We start from the raw sequence: 17,595 nt of genomic DNA on the forward strand, positions 1-17,595 counted from the left end.
CGGGGCTTACGGACGGATCATCGCCACGGCTCCGCCGCCCTTTGCCAGGGGCAATTTCAGGCGTGTTTTCCGGGTAACCTGTATGGTTTTGAAGGTGTAATGCGAAGCATCCGTTCCGGCGTCTCCGGCGTCGGTGTAAAGGCTTACCTCGTAAGTTTTCCGGTCGGGAAGAAAAGAAAAGTCCAGCTCCACGGTGTGTGCGTCCCAGTTGGTCATCGCGCCGATGTACCAACTATCCGCCTTCCTTTTCGCCATCACGGCATACTCGCCCACCTTGCCGTCGAGCACCCTGGTTTCGTCGAATGCGGTGGGTACGGCGGAGAGGAACTGCATAATATCGGGATGTTTGACGTACTCCATGGGGGAATCGCAAAGCATCGCCAGCGGCTGGTTGAAGATCACGAACATGGCCAGCTCATGGCAGCGGGTACCTTGTGTGGAGGGCAGGCCCGGGTCCACGGGTTTAAATGTCTCGCGCGTGGCGTTGCGCATGGAGCCGGGCGTATAGTCGAGCGGGCCTGCGACCATGCGTATGAAGGGCGTCAGTAAATGCTGGTCCGGGTTGGCGGTAAGGTCCCATTTGGAGCATTCGGCGCCCCGGACGGCTTCGTAATTGACGATATTCGGATATTTTCTTTCCAATCCGGTGGGCTTGGAACAGCCGTGGAAATCGATCATCAGTTGTCGGTCGGCAGCGGCTTTCGCAATTTTCTCAAACCACTGAATGGCCGGCTGGTCGTCGCGGTCGAAGAAATCGACTTTAATGCCCGCCGCGCCGGTGGAACGGATGAAGTCCAGGTTACCTTCGAGGTCGTTGAGCAGGGTAGTGGCTACGCACCAGAGGAACACATTCACATTTTTCGCCTTCGCGTAACGCACGAGTTCGCGGACGTCGGTTTCGGGCTTCACCTTTTTTAAGTCATATACATCCGACCAGCCGGCGTCGATCATCAGGTATTCCAAATGGCTGTCGGCGGCGAAATCAATGTAACGTTTATACAATGCCGTGCCGCGGTTCTTCATGCCCGACGGGGTGTCGGAGCCCGGCAGCATCGCATCGTGCCACCATTCCCAGGCGGCCTTGCCGGGTTTGATCCACGAAACATCCTGGATAGCGCTCGGCGTAGCGAGCTTGTAAACCAGCTGGTTGGCCAGCAGATCCTTTTCCTGCTGTGCGGCGATGACAATGCGCCACGGGTAATCGCGTTTGCCAGCGGTTTCGGCCAGGTAATCTTTTCGTTCTTTTACCACCGAAACAAAATTCCCCCAGCTACCCAGTTCCGTTTTGGCCGGGTACGGCGCCCACGTTCCGCGGATGGTGCCCTCGTGTTTTTGCAAGTACATACCCGGATAATCCAGGAGGTCGGATTCGGCGATGACGATTTTAGCACCTGTGGCCTGACCGAACAATGCCGGCGAAATGGCCTTCTTGCCCTCCGCAATGGCAGACAGGCTTTTGTACTTCACATAAGGCACTTCCCAGGAAGTAAACACATCCGATTCGGGGAATACAACCTCGGGGTCGCCTGCGAGGCGGAACGTAGCCTGTTCCGAAACGACTTTTGCAGGTGCCGGAAAATCGGTCGAGAAACGGTAGGCAATGCCCTCGTCGTAAGCCCGGAAAATGACGGAATACAGGTTTTTAAAATCAATTTTCAGCTCGTTATAATCGTTCCGCAGCTTTGCCGACTGCCCGTAAGGCGGTGTGATCTCGCCACGGACATTGTCTTTAACCGTCTTGCCGACAACGGCGTTTTTGCCGGCCTTCACGCCTCCAAAATCCATAGCGATAGCGGACGGTAGTAACACAGGCTTGCCGCCAAGCGTGAGCGCGTAAGTGATGCTATCCTGAACGGTAATATCGATTTTTAATGCCTTATTGGGCGATTCCAGGCCGAATTTGGCGGACTGTGACCAGGCCTGCACCGCAAACAGGAGCAGGACGGGGAGTATAATGCGGGTTCGCATGGTAATGGGGTTTAGTTAAATGTTGGGAAAAAGGAGCGGTGCGATCGGGTTTAGCTGAATTGGAACTGAATGGTATGGTCGTACGCCTCGCCGGGCCGTAATGTGGTGTCCGGGAATGTGGGGTGGTTGGGGCTGTCGGGGAAAAACTGACATTCGAGGCAAAGGCCTTCGAACGGTTGGTGGGTATCTCCGCTAATGTAGTCGCCGGTGTAGAGCAGCATGCCGGGGTAAGAAGTGCGCATCGCAAGGCTCCGGCCGGTTTTGGGGTCGGTGAGCTGGCAGGCCTGGTGCAGGGCTGTGCTTTGTTGTTCCAAAACATAGCAAATGTTCAGTCCGGTGCGACTGCCGTTTTCCTCCCTTATTTGTTTGCCAACATTAATTCCATCGAAAATCAATGCACCGGCGGGTATTATCCGGCCGGTCGGAATGTGATCGGGATCGGCTTCCACGATATGGCTCGCACAAATGCGCAGCTCGTGATCGTCGATCAGGCTTTTTTGGTCTGAAAGATTGAAATAGGCGTGGTTCGTGAAATTGGCGATGGTCGGCTGATCGGTGGTGGCCTGGTAGCGGATCAGCAAGGCGTTGTCGTCTGTCCATTGGTACGTCACGGCGAGTTGGAGCGTGCCGGGGAAGCCGCCTTCGCCGTCAAGACTGGTATAATGAAAGGTAATGCCGTCCTCCGCGGTTTCGTGGCGAAATGTCTGGCGGTGAAATCCGTCGCTTCCGCCGTGGTTGGTGTTGGCACCGTCGTTGGCTTCGAGCGGGTAATGTGTGCCTTCGAGTTCGAAAGCGGCGTTGGCAATGCGGTTGGCAAACCGGCCGATGGTCGCGCCCATATAGTTACGGTCGGCGAGATAGCCTTCGAGGCTCCCGTAACCCAATACGACATTGCCCAGGCGTCCGTCGCGGTCGGATACGTGGGCGGACACCAGCGTGGCGCCGTAATTGGTCAGTTCAACAAAGGCCCCGGTAGAGTTGGTCAGCCGGAACAGGTATGCCGGTCCGTTTGCGGTTTCGCCCCACGGGGTGCAGGTAATCAAAGTCATGTATCGAAGCAGAAAAGGGAATGGAATAAGCCATTTTCAAGGGCAAAACTAGCTAAAAGCGATAGCGTGGTAAATGGATTATAGAAGTATCTGAATGGACTAAATCATGGAGTTGTTGTCGAATAATCCATCTTTTTAAAGTATTTATCCATTTTCGGCGGCTGGCCGACCATCTAATTTTACCCCCTGATCACTCAACTTAAATTCCCGATTATGACCAGGATTTTTTACAATGATGGGAAAGCCCGCAGGACCGCCCTGCTGTTGGCAGGCATGCTGGCCTGGGGCTCTTACGCTTTCGCGCAAACCTACGAAGCCGAGTCGGGCACGCGCACCGGCGGTGCCGATTTGCAGGGATGTGCTTCCTGCTCGGCCGGACAGATGGTGGGCGGGCTCGGTACCGGCGCGGTGGAAATACCGGTTTCCGTGGCCACCGCCGGTATTTACAATGTGACGGTGACCTATTGCACCGGCGATCAGCGGACGATCAATGTCACGCCCAATGGCGGTAGTCTGGTGGCGGTAACCTGCCCCGCTTCCGGCGGCTGGGCCACGCCGGCGTTCATTAAAGCGATGATACCATTGAATGCAGGCAGCAATACGATCCGGCTGGATAACCCGTCGAGTTATGGCCCGAATATCGACAAGATCACCCTCACGCCGATCAACACACCCATTGTGCAATCCATCGCATTCGGCAACAACAGCCGCGTGGACTACGACCTCGCGAACGGCGTGTACGATATTTATTTCAACAACCAGAAAATCATCGGCGGCGCATTCGCTACCGCCAGTTCCGACCAGGTTTACCGGAGTACCGACGGCTATACCTCGCGCTCGTACAGCTCCGAACCCGTGAACGACGCTTTCGGCTCGGGTACCCGGCACATTATCACGATGAGCGGCGGCGGTCCGTCGAACGGCGGTCCGTCGAACGGTGGCCAGCTCGAAATGCAGCAGGTTTTTTACACCTATCCGGCCCGGAATTACCTTTTTACACAGGTAGTTTTGAATGGTGCCGGTTCAAACTGCTATGGGATGTCGCCGCTGACTTCCAATTTTATTGATATACAATCCAACACAGATAAACGGCAGCTCCTTGTGCCATTTGATAATGACGCCTGGGTACGCTACGAGGCCAGGGAAAGCCGCTATTCCACCTTTACCGGCTCGGAGGTGGGCGCTGTTTATGACAATACCAGCCGCAAAGGGCTTACCGTGGGTTCGGTAGAGCATTCTGTTTGGAAAACGGGCGTGAACCAGGTGGGCGAGGGGCGTTCGGGAAGCACATTTATGTCGGTGATCGCGGGCTGGACGCAGGAAAACCTCACGCGTGACAAGCGCGGGCACGGCTGGGTGAATGTGGGAGGAACCAGCTGCCCATCGCCGCGCGTCATGATCAGCTACGACGCCGACTGGCGCGAAGGCCTGGACGAATACGGAAAAGTGAATTCCCTCGCCGAGCCACGCTACATCGAGCCGTGGGCCGGCGGGACGCCATTCGGCTGGAACAGCTGGGGCGCCATTCAGACGGGCATTAACCTGCAAAACAGCAAAGCCGTGGTCGATTACTTCTCCACCGGACTGCCCGCATTCCGCAATGCCGACAATACCTTATATATCGACCTGGATTCGTACTGGGACAATATGACACCCGGCTCGTGGACCGGCGATTTCAGCCAGCTCACCGAATTCGCCAATTATTGCAAGTCCAAAGGCTTCAAAGCCGGTATTTACTGGGCGCCGTTTGTGGACTGGGGGAAATGGAGCCGTACGATGGAAGGTACCACCTACAACTACGCCGACGCCTGGACGAAAGTGAACGGCGGGCCGATAGAACTCGACGGCGCCTACGCGCTCGACCCCACGCACCCGGGCACGAAGGAGCGCATTGCGTACCTGATCGGCCGTTTCAAGGAATGCGGATTTGAAATGATCAAGCTCGACTTTCTCGCCCACGCTTCGCTCGAAGCCGACAGTTTTTACCAATCTGGCGTGTACACCGGTATGCAGGCCTACAAATCGGGCATGGAGTATTTGATCGACCAGATCGACGGCAGCATGCTCGTGTACGCAGCCATTTCGCCCAACCTCGCGACCGGCCGCTACGCACACATGCGCAGGATCGCCTGCGACGCGTACAGCGATACCTGGGAGTCGGCGTACACGCTCAACAGTACCAACTACGGCTGGTGGCAGGGGCATATTTACCAGTATATCGACGGCGATAATGTCGTTTTCGGGACGCAACCGGAGAACAAGAACAAGTTGCGGCTTGCATCGTCCATTATCACGGGTACGCTCATGGTCGGGGACGATTACTCGTCGGACGGCGCGTGGAAAGCCCGTGCGCAGGCATTGCTTCAAAACACCGCGCTGATGAATCTGGCGAAGGACGGCAAGGCGTTCCATCCGGTGGAGGGAAATACGGGTTGGGACCCTAATAACCTGTTTGTCAAAACCGTCGGCTCGCATACCTACCTCGCCGTGTGCAACTTCGGCGACTCGCCGCGTGCATTCAATATCGACCTCGAAAGGGCTGGACTGAGCAGTACGGCCATTTATCAGGTCAAAGAGCTGTTCAGCGGCGCGACCATTGCCAGAACGCAGGCAACCACGGCGCAGGGTACCTTGGCCACGACGATCCCCGGTGCGGACGTGGCCATTTACGAACTGACGGATTCCGCACTACCCGTGAGTTTGGTGTATTTCAATGCGGAAAAGGCCGGCAGCGGCGTATTGCTCACCTGGCAGACCAGCTCCGAAACGGACCACAAGGAATTTGTCGTCGAACGCGGTACCAACGGCAAAGTTTGGAGAACAATCGGTCATGTGGAAGGAAATGGGGATTCAAAGCAAATCAAAAACTACCAATTCCCCGATTTCGCGCCGGTAGCGGATTCCGTGAATTACTACCGCCTGCGCCAGGTGGATCTGGACGGTACCGAAAGCTATTCGCGGATTGCGGCGGTGAACTTTTCAATGACCGACGCGGCGGCGATCCTCTACCCGAACCCGGTGAAATCGGAGCTTACAGTAAAAGCGAACGGATTGAAAGGCAGCCTGGAAATATCCATTGCCAACGCGCAGGGTAGAGTAGTATTGGAACGGTCGTTCAGTAATTACAATGAGGTTTTAATTGTCGAGGGGTTGGACAAGCTACCTTCCGGTATTTATGTGCTTACCATCCGCGATGGTGCCGGTAAGCAGCGAAGTGCGGAGTTTATGAAACAATAACGATTATCGGTCATTTTTAACGCTTCACACTGCCACCGGGTCCCAAGCCCGGTGGTTTTTGTTTATTCCGTATTATGATTGTTTTTAAATTATTGAAGTGGGCTAAATCCTATGTGGGCAAAGATTATTTCATTTTTTTTTAAAATAGAAAAATTTTTTTACGGAGTGTTTAGGGGTTTTCGCGTCTACTTCTACTGTACAAGAAAGAGGCTCACTCCTGACATAAAATGATTGGATTAAAGCAATTGAACGACGAGCGGCTTACTGCGCTGTTGAGCGACGGAAAGATCGACGCGTTCGAGGAAATATACCGGCGGTACTGGCGCAAATTGCTGGCCATGGCCTACCACAGCACCGGCGTGCAGCAGGAGGCCGAGGAGATTGTGCAGGAGGTTTTCCTGGCGCTCTGGAACCGCCGCGACCACGTGACCATCCGTAATCTCGACCTGTACCTCACCATTGCCGTGAAGAACCAGGTCTACGACTTCTTCAAATCGAAATTCAGCTTTCGCAAATACCAGGAGTACCTGGTTTTCAGTGAGATTTCCCAGCATTATGTGACCGACGAGATCGTCGGCTTCCAGGAACTGTCGGCGGCGGTAGAGAAGGTACTGAGCCGGTTGCCGGAAAAAAGCGCCGAGGTATTCAAGCGCAGCCGGTTCGAAAACCAGTCGGTGCGCGAAATCGCGACAGGTATGAACCTGAGTGAAAAGGCCGTCGAGTACCACATTACCAAGTCGGTCAAGTTCCTCAGGGAGAACCTGCGGGCCTATCACTCGGAAAACTAATCAGCAAACTATGACCAGAAAAGAATTCAACGACCTTTCGAAGCGGTACCTGGACGGCCAGGCGACCTTAGAGGAAGAGCGGCTATTGCAACAATGGATGGAAGGCCAGCGCCCCGAACCGGAACCGGAATGGGGCGAGTACGAGGCGAAACTGATCCGGAAAAGAATGTGGAAGAATGTACTGGCCGGAATACCCCGCGCAGGACGGGTGAAAAGGCTTTGGGCCATTGTACCCGGCATGGCCGCCGCAGCGTGCCTGCTGGCGGGATTATGGTGGTACCACGGGGAAAAGGAGGGGGCGAAGGGACAAGCGGACACCGTGGCTTCCGTGACGCACCAGGGCATCGAGGTAGCAAATACTACTTCGTCCGAACAGCCGATCAAACTGAGCGACGGGACGCTAGTGCGCCTAAAACCCGGTAGCCGACTACGGTATGAGAAGTCGTTCAACGGGCAAAGAAGGGAGGTGTTCCTGCAAGGCGAGGCGTTTTTCCAGGTCAAAAGGAACCCGCTCAAACCGTTTGTGGTCCATGCGGGAGAGCTGGTAACGGAGGTGCTCGGGACAAGTTTCCTGATCCGTCAGCGCCCGGGCAGCAACACCACGGAAGTAGCCGTGGCTTCGGGAAAGGTGTCGGTGTACACCCAGAATACCGGTGGTGACCGGCAACGCAACGGAGTGATCCTGACACCCAACCAGCAGGTAAGCTACGACGCGGCGACGCGCAACATCATCACGGGAATCGTGCCGCAGCCCGTCCCGATCGCATCCGCGAAAGCAGCGCCTGTTTCACTCAACTTTCAGGTGGCTTCGCTGCAAACCGTGCTCGACGCGCTCACGCAGGTGTACGGGATCGAGTTCGTGGTGGCTAACCCGAAGTTGAAGGATTGCAGCATTACCGCCGACCTCAGCGGGCTGTCGATGTTCACGCAGCTGGAACTGGTGTGCAAGTCCATCGACGCCGCCTACGAAAAGCGTGGGACGGTGGTGTTCATCGAAGGCGACGGCTGCTAAGTTTTTTGGATTGAATTTCTGATGTTCCGAATAAAGTAAAGCCGGAAATGGTAGGACATTTCCGGCTTCGTGAAATCCCTCTACAAACGCCAATCTGTGGGAGGGAAGTGCTTTCAATTTGCTCAATCAAAAACAAGTAAATCTATGAAAAAAACCTTACCGATTCCTAAAATTCTCTGGAAAGCGATGCGAATGACGATCCCCCAGTTGCTTTTGATGGTGGTGTGCTGCGGGCTCGCATCCGCGCACGACGGCCGCGCCCAGGAGGTGCTCAACCGCATGGTGAGCATTAGCGGCGAGCGCATGGAGTTGCGGACTGTGCTGGCGAAGATCGAGAAGCAGGCGGATGTGAAGTTCGTGTACAGCACCAAGATCAACTCCTCTCACCGCGTGACCCTCAACCTGTCTAACCGCCCGCTCGCCAAAGTGCTCGAAGAGCTGCTCACCCCGCTGCAAGTGCAGTTCGAGGTGATCGATTCGCGCATTTTGCTCCGGAAAAAGCCGTTGGAAGGCTTGCTCGTACCCGCAGCCGCGCCTGCGGCAGACCGCCAGCTCACCGGGAAAGTCACCGATGAGAAAGGGGGCGGTCTGCCGGGGGTCAGTATCCTGATCCGCCAGACGCAGCAAGGTACGACCACCGATGCCGACGGGAACTTCCGGCTCTCGGTACCCGACGATCAGGCGGTGCTGGTTTTTAGTTTTATGGGTTATAAAAGTCAGGAGCTGACGGTAGGTTCCCGCTCTTCGCTGGACGTGCAACTGGCTGTGGACGAAAAAACGTTGAGCGAACTCGTAGTAACGGGCTATTCCACCCAGTCGAAAAGGGACATTACCGGCGCCGTATCGACGATCGATGCGCAGGAGCTTTCGAAAGTGGCTGCGCCCAACCTGGCCCAGCAGCTGCAAGGACGCGCTGCCGGCGTGACGGTCATCAGCAACAATACGCCCGGCGGCGAAGCAACCGTTCGCATCCGCGGTTTCGGATCGGTGAATAACAACGATCCGCTCTACATTATCGACGGCGTGCCCACAAAAGGCGGACTGAACAACATCAACCCGAACAATATCGAGTCGATGCAGATATTGAAAGATGCTTCCTCGGCCTCCATTTACGGTTCGCGCGCTTCGAACGGGGTGATTATCATAACCACCAAAAAAGGAAAAATCGGCAAGCCCCGGTTCAATTTCAACATGCGGTATGGCATGCAGACGTCGAAAAGCAAGCTCGACCTGATCCTCGACCCGCAGCAGCAGGCCGATTTGCAATGGACGCAGCTCCGCAATGCAGGCCAGCTAACCAACGGTAATCCTTCGCATATCCAGTACGGCAATGGCCCCACAGCCGTGCTACCCGATTACCTGCTCGCAGGTAGTCAATATGGATTGATGGAAGGCAACCCGGCCGTCGACCCGGCGCGCTACAACTACTCCCGCGACGGTTTTTACCAGATCGTGAAAGCCAACAAGCAGGGTACCGACTGGTACGACGTGATCCTCGCGCCCGCTTCTTTGCAGGAATACAATGTAGGTGCCTCGGGAGGCAGCGAAACGGGTCGTTATGCCATTTCCATGAATTATTTCAATCAGGATGGTACGGTAAAATACACGTCGTTCAACCGGCTTTCCATGCGTGCCAACACGGAATTTAATGTAGGCAAGCGCCTGAAAATGGGTGAGAACCTGGAAGTCAGTTTTATCAAGAATAAGGGGTATTTCAATAACAACGGCGCCAGCAGTTCCAGCAATAACGGCGACAGTAACCCGATCGGCTATGCCTACCGCATTCCTTCCATTATCCCGGTGCGCGATATCCGGGGAAACTGGGCGGGTACCATCGCGTCGGGTTTTGGTCCCTCACAAAACCCGCTCGCTCAGCTCTACCGGGCCAAGGATAACAACACCGGTACATTGCGGACATTCGGCAATGCCTATGCCGAGCTGGAAATCATCAATGGCCTGACCGCCCGCACCAGTTTCGGATTCGACTATACTGCTGCCAACCGTACCGAATACGGCTACATCGAAACCGAGAAACAGGAAGGCCTCACGACCAACTCGCTAACCAATGCAAACAATAAGGAATCGGGCTGGACGTGGTCGAATACGCTGAATTATATGCACACGTTCGGCAAGCATAACCTGAATATCCTGGCCGGTACCGAGGCGATTAACACCAAAGGTTCGAACTTCCAGGCGTCGCGGAGCAATTATTTTGCGGAAGACCCGCAGTATATGGTGCTCAACTCGGGTACTGCCAATTTGCAAAACGCGGGAGATGCGTATGAATGGGCGCTGTTCTCGATTTTCGGGAAGGTCAATTACTCGTTCAACGAGCGCTATCTGCTGGAAGCGACCGTCCGTCGCGACGGCTCTTCACGCTTCGGGCAGAATAACCGTTATGGCGTTTTCCCGGCATTCAGCGCGGGTTGGCGGCTTTCGGAGGAGCAGTTTCTCAAAGGGCTTACCTGGCTCGACGATATGAAACTCCGCGCCGGCTGGGGGCAAACCGGTAATCAGGAAATCGGAAACTACAATGGTTTTGATACCTACCGGACCAGCCTTAGCAATTCTTCCTACGATATCAATGGCACGAACGGCTCGGTTGTCTCGGGTTTCGATACGCAAGCCATCGGTAACCCGAATGCGAAATGGGAAACCACCACGCAAACCAACGTCGGCCTCGACCTGACCGTGCTTAAAGGCAAGCTCGCTTTCAATATCGACTGGTATAACCGCAAAACCTCGGATATGCTCTACCAGGTAGCGCTTCCAGCTACGCAAGGTGAGGCCATTGCACCATTTGTGAACGTAGGAGCGATGACCAACAAGGGGATCGATATCGGCATTTCCTACAACGACCGCTCAGCCAGCGGGGACTTTACTTACGGGGTGGACCTGAATTTTTCTACCTATAAAAACAAAGTCGTGCGGCTTAGCAACCTCACCAGCACCATGTTGCTCGGGCCTGCCGTAAGGAGCTACGTTTATACACGATCGGTTACAGGAATGCCATTGTATTCTTTCTATGGATTGATGATCGACGGTATTTATCAAAACGAGGCCGATGTGCAGAATGGCCCCGCCTATCCGGGCTATGCGGCGGTGGGAAAATACAAGTACCGCGATATGGATGGCAACAACGTGATCAACGACAACGACCGGACCTTTATCGGTAACCCGCACCCGGATTTTACTTACGGCATCAACCTGCGGCTAGGCTACAAAAACTTCGATTTGTCGGCATTCCTGCAAGGTGTGCAGGGCAACGATATGATCAACATTGTGCGCCGCTGGCTGGATTTCAACCAGCAGGCCGGCAAGCGCAGCACGCGGATGTTCAACGATTCGTGGACGCCGGAAAACCCCAATGCGCCGCTTCCCATTCTCGACGCCAGCGATAACCTGAGCCAGCAGCCGTCGTCGTATTTCGTGGAGAACGGTTCTTATGCGAGATTAAAAAACCTGCAAATAGGCTACACGGTGCCCACCAAAGCATTGTCGCGTCTCAGGCTCGAATCGGCCCGCGTGTACGTGCAGGCGCAGAACCTTTTCACCATTACGAAATACAGTGGCCTGGACCCCGAGGTAAGCGTGACCGGCAGCGGCACTTCCTCGCAAATGGGCGTCGACCAGGGCGTTTATCCTTCTTCCAAAATGTATCAGATCGGTATTAATGTAGGCTTCTAGCTATCAGACATATGAAAAACAAAATTCTGACCATCGCTTATATCCTCGCATTGGGGACCGCAAGCTCCTGCGGAGACAGTTTCCTGGAAAAGCAGCCGATCGGTGTGGCGGGCCAGTCGACACTTTCGAATAAAGCCGGTGTGAACGCGCTGCTGATTGGCGCTTACAGCCTGCTCGACGGCGTAGGGGCGGGGTACGACGTGTACTCGGCCGGCAGCAACTGGATTTATGGCAGCGTGACCTCCGACGACGCCTACAAAGGCAGCGACGTCGGCGACCAGCCGCCCATTATCTCCATCGAACGATACGTGAGCCAGCCCGACATCATCGGTTTCAACCACAAATGGGTCACCGTATACGACGGCGTTTCGCGCTCGAACGACGTGCTGATCAAAATGGCGACCGCCACGGACATGACCGACGCGGACAAGAAGCAGGTTTCGGCCGAAGCGCGTTTCCTGCGCGGCTGGTACCATTTCGAAGCCAAAAAAATGTGGAATATGGTGCCTTACATCGACGAGACGGTGACCGACTTCCGCGTGCCTAACGACAAGGATATCTGGCCGATGATCGAGGCGGATTTCCAATATGCGGCCGACAACCTTTCGGCTTCCAAAAACGCCAAAGGGCGCGTGAGCAGCTGGACGGCCAAGGCAGTGCTTGCGAAGGTACATATGTTTCAGAAAGATCATACCGCCGCCAAACCGCTGCTGGACGACGTGATCAATAACGGGCCTTTCAAGCTGATGGATTGTTTTGAGGATAACTTCAAGATCACCACCGAAAACAATGTGGAGTCGGTGCTGGACGTCCAGCATTCGGTTGGCGACGGCGGCGCGGGCCAGAACGGCGACCGGGGCGATAACTACAACTACCCGTACGGCGGCGGTCCGGGTGGCTGCTGCGGTTTCTTCCAGCCTTCGCAGAACCTGGTCAATGCATTCAAAACCGATGCGAACGGCCTGCCTTTGCTCGATACCTTCAACGACGAGGATGTAAAAAGCGACCAGGGCCTGGCTTCGACCGACCCGTTCACGCCCTACACGGGCACACTCGACCCGCGCCTGGACTGGACCGTGGGCCGCCGCGGAATCCCGTTCCTGAACTGGGGCACGCACCCCGGCCGCGCGTGGATCCGCGACCAGAACTTTTCAGGGCCTTATACCAACCTGAAAAACCTCTATTATAAAGGGGAGAACAGCGCCGAAACCGTGGCCCGTTCGAATGCGAACAACTACCGGGCCGTGCGTTTCCCGGACGTGCTGCTGTTCCGTGCGGAGATCGCCGTGGAAGAAGGCGATCTGGCTATGGCATTGAATATCGTCAACAGCATCCGCCGCCGCGCCGCGGGCTGTGTGGTGACGACCGCCGACGGCAAGCCGGCCGCCAATTATCTGGTCAAAGAATATGCCTCATTCCCGAACAAGGACTTTGCCCGGAAGGCCGTGAGGTTTGAAAGAAGGCTGGAACTGGCTATGGAAGGGCACCGCTTTTTCGACCTCGTGCGCTGGGGCGTTGCCGCGGAGGTGCTCAACAAATACCTCGAAAAGGAGAAGCTGAAACGTACTTTCCTGAACGGAGCTGTGTTCGAGGCGGGTAAAGACGAGTACTACCCGATCCCGCAGACGCAGATCGATATCATGGGAGCAGATATTTTGAAACAGAATCCATTGTAAATTGCCGTATGCTCACCAATTTGTAACTGATTTCCTAAACGCCAATATTCAGCAATATGCCTAACAACAACGACAACAACCGGAGGGACTTTATCAAGAAATTTACCGGTAGCGCGCTACTCACGGCCGCCTCGTCCGGGCCCCTGTTCGCAGGCGAGCGCATTTACTCGCGCGAGCTCCCGTGGGAAAAGCCGAGGTTCGCCGCCAACGACAATATCCAGATCGCCTGTATCGGCACGGGTATCATGGGTATCGGCGACACCCGTACCGCATTGAAAGTGCCCGGTGTGAAGCTCATGGCCGTCGCCGACCTGTACGATGGTCACCTTGTGCGCGCCAAGGAGCTCTTCGGCAACGATATCCAGACGACCCGCGACTACAACGAGATCCTGAGCCGCAAGGACATCGACGCGATCATCCTCGCCACGCCCGACCATTTGCATTCGCAGATCGGTATCCAGGCTTTGAAGGCCGGAAAGGCCGTTTACTGCGAGAAACCGATGGTGCACAAGATCGAGCAGGGTTATGACATGATTAAAGCCGCTTCCGATTCAGGAAAGGTGTTTCAGGTAGGCAGCCAGCGCGTGAGCTCCATTATTTATGCCAAAGCCAAGGAACTGTACAAATCGGGCGCGATCGGCGAGCTTAATTTCGTGGAAGTGTATTACGACCGCCATTCGGCACAGGGTGCGTGGCAATACTCCCTTCCGCCCGACGCTTCGCCGCAGACCGTGGATTGGAACCGCTTCCTGAGCGATAAGGCGCCCAAGATCGCCTACGATCCGCTGCGTTTTTTCAGATGGCGCAATTACCAGGACTACGGTACCGGGGTGGCAGGTGATTTGTTCGTGCATTTGTTCTCGGGCATGCATTACATCCTCGATTCCAAAGGTCCGACCCGCATTATGACCAGCGGCGGCCTGCGCTACTGGAAAGACGGTCGCGATGTGCCAGATGTAATGGTAGGTATTTATGATTATCCCAAAACGGCTTCGCATCCGGCATTCAACCTCACCCTGCGCGTGAACTTCGCCGACGGCTCGGGCGGTGGCTCGGGTTTCCGGTTTGTGGGTACCGACGGGCAGATCACGCTGTCGGGCAACACCGTGACGGTGAAGCGGAAGAAAATGGCTGCCGCGCCGGGGTACACGATCGATACTTTCCCGAAAGCATTGCAGGACAAGTTTTTGGTAGAATATAATGAGAAATACCCGTCGCGCCCGGAAATGTCCGAGCCCGATGTGCAGGAATACAAAGCCCCGCAAGGCTACGACGACCGGCTGGACCACTTCTCGATTTTCTTCGATGCAATGCGTAACAACAAGAAAGTGCTGGAAGATGCGGTGTTCGGTTTGCGTGCCGCGGGCCCGGCATTGCTTTCCAACAAGAGCTATTTCGAAAGTACCGTGGTGAATTGGGACCCTGAAACGATGAAACTCGGGAAAGTATCCTGACCGGCACCATGGACAGACGTTCTTTTCTGAAATATTCCGGACTGGCCGCGGGAGCTGCGGCGTGGTCCGGACAGTTGCCTGATGCCTTCGGTGCAGCCAAAAAGCCTTTTTTTGAAATCTCGCTGGCCGAATGGTCGCTGCACCGGACTTTGCAGGAGGGCAAGCTGGTGAATATGGATTTTCCGGCCAAGGCCAAAAACGACTTCGGTATCAGTGCCGTCGAATACGTAGATCAGTTCTTTCGCGATAAGGCCAAAGACCAGACCTACCTTTCCGAACTAAAACAGCGTACCGCGGATCTGGGCGTGCGTAATGTGCTCATTATGATCGATACGGCCGGGCCGCTGGCCGATCCCGATGCGGCCAAACGTAAAACGGCTGTGGAGAACCATTACCAATGGGTGGACGCTGCCAAATTCCTCGGTTGCCATTCCATCCGCGTGAACCTGCGCGGCACCGGTAGCGCGGAAGACATGGCCTTGGCGTCGATCGACGGGCTCGGTGCATTGTCGGAATATGGTAAGAAGGCCGGCATTGGCGTGCTGGTGGAAAACCACGGCGGTTTTTCGTCCGATGCGAAATGGCTGGCCGGGGTGATCACGAAAATCAATAACCCGTACTGCGGTACTTTGCCCGATTTCGATAATTTCTGCCTCGAACGCGCCCAGAATGGTTGTGCCAAATCGTACGACCGCTACCAGGGTACCGAAGAAATGATGCCCTTCGCGAAAGGCCTGAGTGCCAAATCGCGCGATTTCGATGCCAGCGGCAACGAAACGACGATCGATTTCCGCCGTCTGCTCACTATCGCGAAGAAAACCAAAACGAAGGCATTCCAGGGCTACGCGGGTATCGAATATTCCGGCACGCGCATGAGCGAGGACGACGGCATTCGCGCCACCAAACTTTTACTGCAACGAATCGGCGCCGAAATCGCCTGAATTTTACTTCCAATGATTAAAATGAATTTCCGGATGATCTGGGCGCTGTTGGCGTCCCAGGTTGTCTTTTTGACGAATGCAACGGCGCAGTCGGGTCGTGGCGACCGTATCAGCGGCTCTAATTTCGAATCGCGCAGTCCGGTGCTGGCGATGCACGGCATGGTCGCTACGAGCCACCCGCTCGCCACGCAGGCGGGCCTGGATATTCTCAAAAAAGGCGGCACAGCCATGGACGCGGCCATTGCGGCCAATGCAGCCCTGGGCGTGATAGAGCCCAACAACTGCGGCATCGGCGGCGATTTGTTTGCCATTGTGTGGTCAGCGAAGGACAAAAAGCTTTACGGGCTCAATGCGAGCGGACGTTCCGCCAATGGTACTTCCTATGAAAAGCTGAAATCCGCATTGGGCGACAGGCCCCAGATTCCACTCTATGGGCCGCTATCAATTTCAGTGCCCGGGGCCGTGGATGGCTGGTTTGCATTGCACCAGCGCTTTGGAAAGCTGAAAATGACCGATGTCCTCGCACCTGCCATCGCATTCGCACGGGAGGGCGCGCCCGTACCCGAAGTGATCGCGTACTCGTGGGATGTCGCGCACAAGCGCCTGAAAGACCAGAAGGATATTACAGAGTTTGAAAATTTTGGCAAAACATTCCTCATCAACGGTGCCGCGCCGCGTTACGGGCAGGTTTTCAAAAACCCGGACCTGGCTGCTACGTACGAGAAGATCGCAAAACAGGGCAGGGATGTGTTCTATAAAGGCGAAATCGCAGACAGGATCGACGCGTATGCCCGCAAAACGGGCATGTTGATCCGAAAAGAAGATCTTGCCGCTACCAAAAGCACCTGGGTGGAGCCGATATCGGTGAATTACCGGGGCTACGACGTGTACGAGCTGCCGCCCAACGGCCAGGGTATTTCGGTACTGCAAATGCTGAATATCCTCAAACCTTATGATTTGAAAAAGCTCGGCCATAACAGCGTAGAATACCTGCATTTGTTGATCGAAGCCAAAAAACTCGCATTCGAGGACCGAGCCCGTTATTATGCCGACCCTGATTTTGCCAAAATCCCCGTGCAGGCATTGCTATCCGAAAAATACGCCGCCGAGCGCCGGGCGTTGATCAACCCGGACAAAGCCTCGGTGAAATTCGATGCGAGCCAGTCGGTGCTGAAAGACGGCGATACGATATACCTTACCGTGGCCGATGCCGAGGGTAATATGGTATCGCTCATCCAGAGCAATATGCTCGAATTCGGTAGCGGTATGGTGCCGGACGGACTGGGTTTCGTATTTCACAACCGCGGCAGCGGCTTCAACCTCACACCCGGACACGCCAACGTGTATGCGCCCGGGAAGCGACCGTTCAATACCATTATTCCGGCATTTGTGCTCAAAGACGGCAAGCCGTTTCTCAGCTTCGGCGTGATGGGTGGCGCCATGCAGCCGCAGGGGCATTTGCAGATACTTTGCAACATCATCGATTTTGGTATGAATGTGCAGGAGGCGGGCGACGCGGCCCGTTTTGCGCATTCGGGCAGTAGTGAACCCATTGGTACCGTGATGTCGGATGGGGGTAAAGTAGCGCTCGAAAGCGGCATTCCCGCGCCTGTACGCGAGGCATTGCAGCGGAAAGGGCACCAGTTTGCAGAGAAGGATTTCTTCGGCGGCTATCAGGCGATCCTGGTCGATCAGCAGGAAAAAGTCTATCAGGGCGCGTCGGAAATGCGGAAAGACGGACAGGCTGCGGGATATTGACGACCGGGAAGCGGTTTTTTGGAAC

The 17,595-nt window shown here is 55.3% G+C and carries 10 protein-coding genes; 8 read left to right on the forward strand and 2 right to left on the reverse strand.

What is annotated here, in order from left to right; genetic code table 11:
- Positions 1–6: 6 nt before the first annotated feature.
- Both BMW93_RS05460 and BMW93_RS05465 read right to left on the reverse strand, forming a co-directional pair.
- Positions 7–1,968 (reverse strand): glycoside hydrolase family 97 protein, encoded by a 1,962-nt coding sequence (locus BMW93_RS05460; protein WP_090374186.1) that lies wholly within the window; start codon positions 1,966–1,968, stop codon positions 7–9.
- Between the two features lie 50 nt (positions 1,969–2,018).
- Entirely contained in the window at positions 2,019–3,017 is a 999-nt protein-coding gene (locus BMW93_RS05465; RefSeq protein WP_090374187.1) for an aldose epimerase family protein, read from the reverse strand.
- A 213-nt stretch (positions 3,018–3,230) separates the two neighbouring features.
- Between BMW93_RS05465 and BMW93_RS05470 the strand changes: the two genes are divergently transcribed.
- The 8 genes from BMW93_RS05470 (at position 3,231) to ggt (ending at position 17,570) form a co-directional block, all read left to right on the forward strand.
- Complete coding sequence (locus BMW93_RS05470; RefSeq protein WP_090374188.1) at positions 3,231–6,254, forward strand: T9SS type A sorting domain-containing protein; 3,024 nt, start codon at positions 3,231–3,233, stop codon at positions 6,252–6,254.
- Between the two features lie 227 nt (positions 6,255–6,481).
- Positions 6,482–7,042 carry an RNA polymerase sigma-70 factor gene (locus tag BMW93_RS05475; protein WP_177194015.1) on the forward strand — a complete coding sequence of 187 codons (561 nt, stop codon included), beginning with the start codon at positions 6,482–6,484 and terminating at the stop codon, positions 7,040–7,042.
- 10 nt (positions 7,043–7,052) lie between these two features.
- Positions 7,053–8,054 carry a FecR family protein gene (locus tag BMW93_RS05480; protein ID WP_090374189.1) on the forward strand — a complete coding sequence of 334 codons (1,002 nt, stop codon included), beginning with the start codon at positions 7,053–7,055 and terminating at the stop codon, positions 8,052–8,054.
- Between the two features lie 144 nt (positions 8,055–8,198).
- On the forward strand, positions 8,199–11,741 hold the full coding sequence (locus BMW93_RS05485) for a TonB-dependent receptor (protein WP_090374190.1): 3,543 nt from the start codon (positions 8,199–8,201) through the stop codon (positions 11,739–11,741).
- 11 nt (positions 11,742–11,752) lie between these two features.
- On the forward strand, positions 11,753–13,417 hold the full coding sequence (locus tag BMW93_RS05490) for a RagB/SusD family nutrient uptake outer membrane protein (RefSeq protein WP_090374191.1): 1,665 nt from the start codon (positions 11,753–11,755) through the stop codon (positions 13,415–13,417).
- 56 nt (positions 13,418–13,473) lie between these two features.
- The gene (locus BMW93_RS05495) at positions 13,474–14,871 is read left to right on the forward strand and encodes a Gfo/Idh/MocA family protein (RefSeq protein WP_090374192.1); all 1,398 of its coding nucleotides are present in this window, start codon (positions 13,474–13,476) and stop codon (positions 14,869–14,871) included.
- Between the two features lie 8 nt (positions 14,872–14,879).
- Positions 14,880–15,812 (forward strand): sugar phosphate isomerase/epimerase, encoded by a 933-nt coding sequence (locus BMW93_RS05500; RefSeq protein ID WP_090374193.1) that lies wholly within the window; start codon positions 14,880–14,882, stop codon positions 15,810–15,812.
- A gap of 33 nt (positions 15,813–15,845) precedes the next feature.
- On the forward strand, positions 15,846–17,570 hold the full coding sequence (ggt, locus tag BMW93_RS05505) for a gamma-glutamyltransferase (protein ID WP_218147675.1): 1,725 nt from the start codon (positions 15,846–15,848) through the stop codon (positions 17,568–17,570).
- The last annotated feature ends 25 nt before the right edge of the window (positions 17,571–17,595 follow it).

This window comes from Dyadobacter sp. SG02 (genome assembly GCF_900109045.1).
GTDB lineage: Bacteria > Bacteroidota > Bacteroidia > Cytophagales > Spirosomataceae > Dyadobacter.

What these genes read in the sequence shown, in the direction of transcription:
- BMW93_RS05475 (WP_177194015.1), top strand. Translation starts at nt 6,482, where the DNA reads ATGATTGGATTAAAGCAATTGAACGACGAGCGGCTTACTGCGCTGTTG.
- BMW93_RS05480 (WP_090374189.1), top strand. Translation starts at nt 7,053, where the DNA reads ATGACCAGAAAAGAATTCAACGACCTTTCGAAGCGGTACCTGGACGGC.
- ggt (WP_218147675.1), top strand. Translation starts at nt 15,846, where the DNA reads ATGATCTGGGCGCTGTTGGCGTCCCAGGTTGTCTTTTTGACGAATGCA.
- BMW93_RS05465 (WP_090374187.1), bottom strand. Translation starts at nt 3,017, where the DNA reads ATGACTTTGATTACCTGCACCCCGTGGGGCGAAACCGCAAACGGACCG.
- BMW93_RS05500 (WP_090374193.1), top strand. Translation starts at nt 14,880, where the DNA reads ATGGACAGACGTTCTTTTCTGAAATATTCCGGACTGGCCGCGGGAGCT.
- BMW93_RS05485 (WP_090374190.1), top strand. Translation starts at nt 8,199, where the DNA reads ATGAAAAAAACCTTACCGATTCCTAAAATTCTCTGGAAAGCGATGCGA.
- BMW93_RS05460 (WP_090374186.1), bottom strand. Translation starts at nt 1,968, where the DNA reads ATGCGAACCCGCATTATACTCCCCGTCCTGCTCCTGTTTGCGGTGCAG.
- BMW93_RS05495 (WP_090374192.1), top strand. Translation starts at nt 13,474, where the DNA reads ATGCCTAACAACAACGACAACAACCGGAGGGACTTTATCAAGAAATTT.
- BMW93_RS05470 (WP_090374188.1), top strand. Translation starts at nt 3,231, where the DNA reads ATGACCAGGATTTTTTACAATGATGGGAAAGCCCGCAGGACCGCCCTG.
- BMW93_RS05490 (WP_090374191.1), top strand. Translation starts at nt 11,753, where the DNA reads ATGAAAAACAAAATTCTGACCATCGCTTATATCCTCGCATTGGGGACC.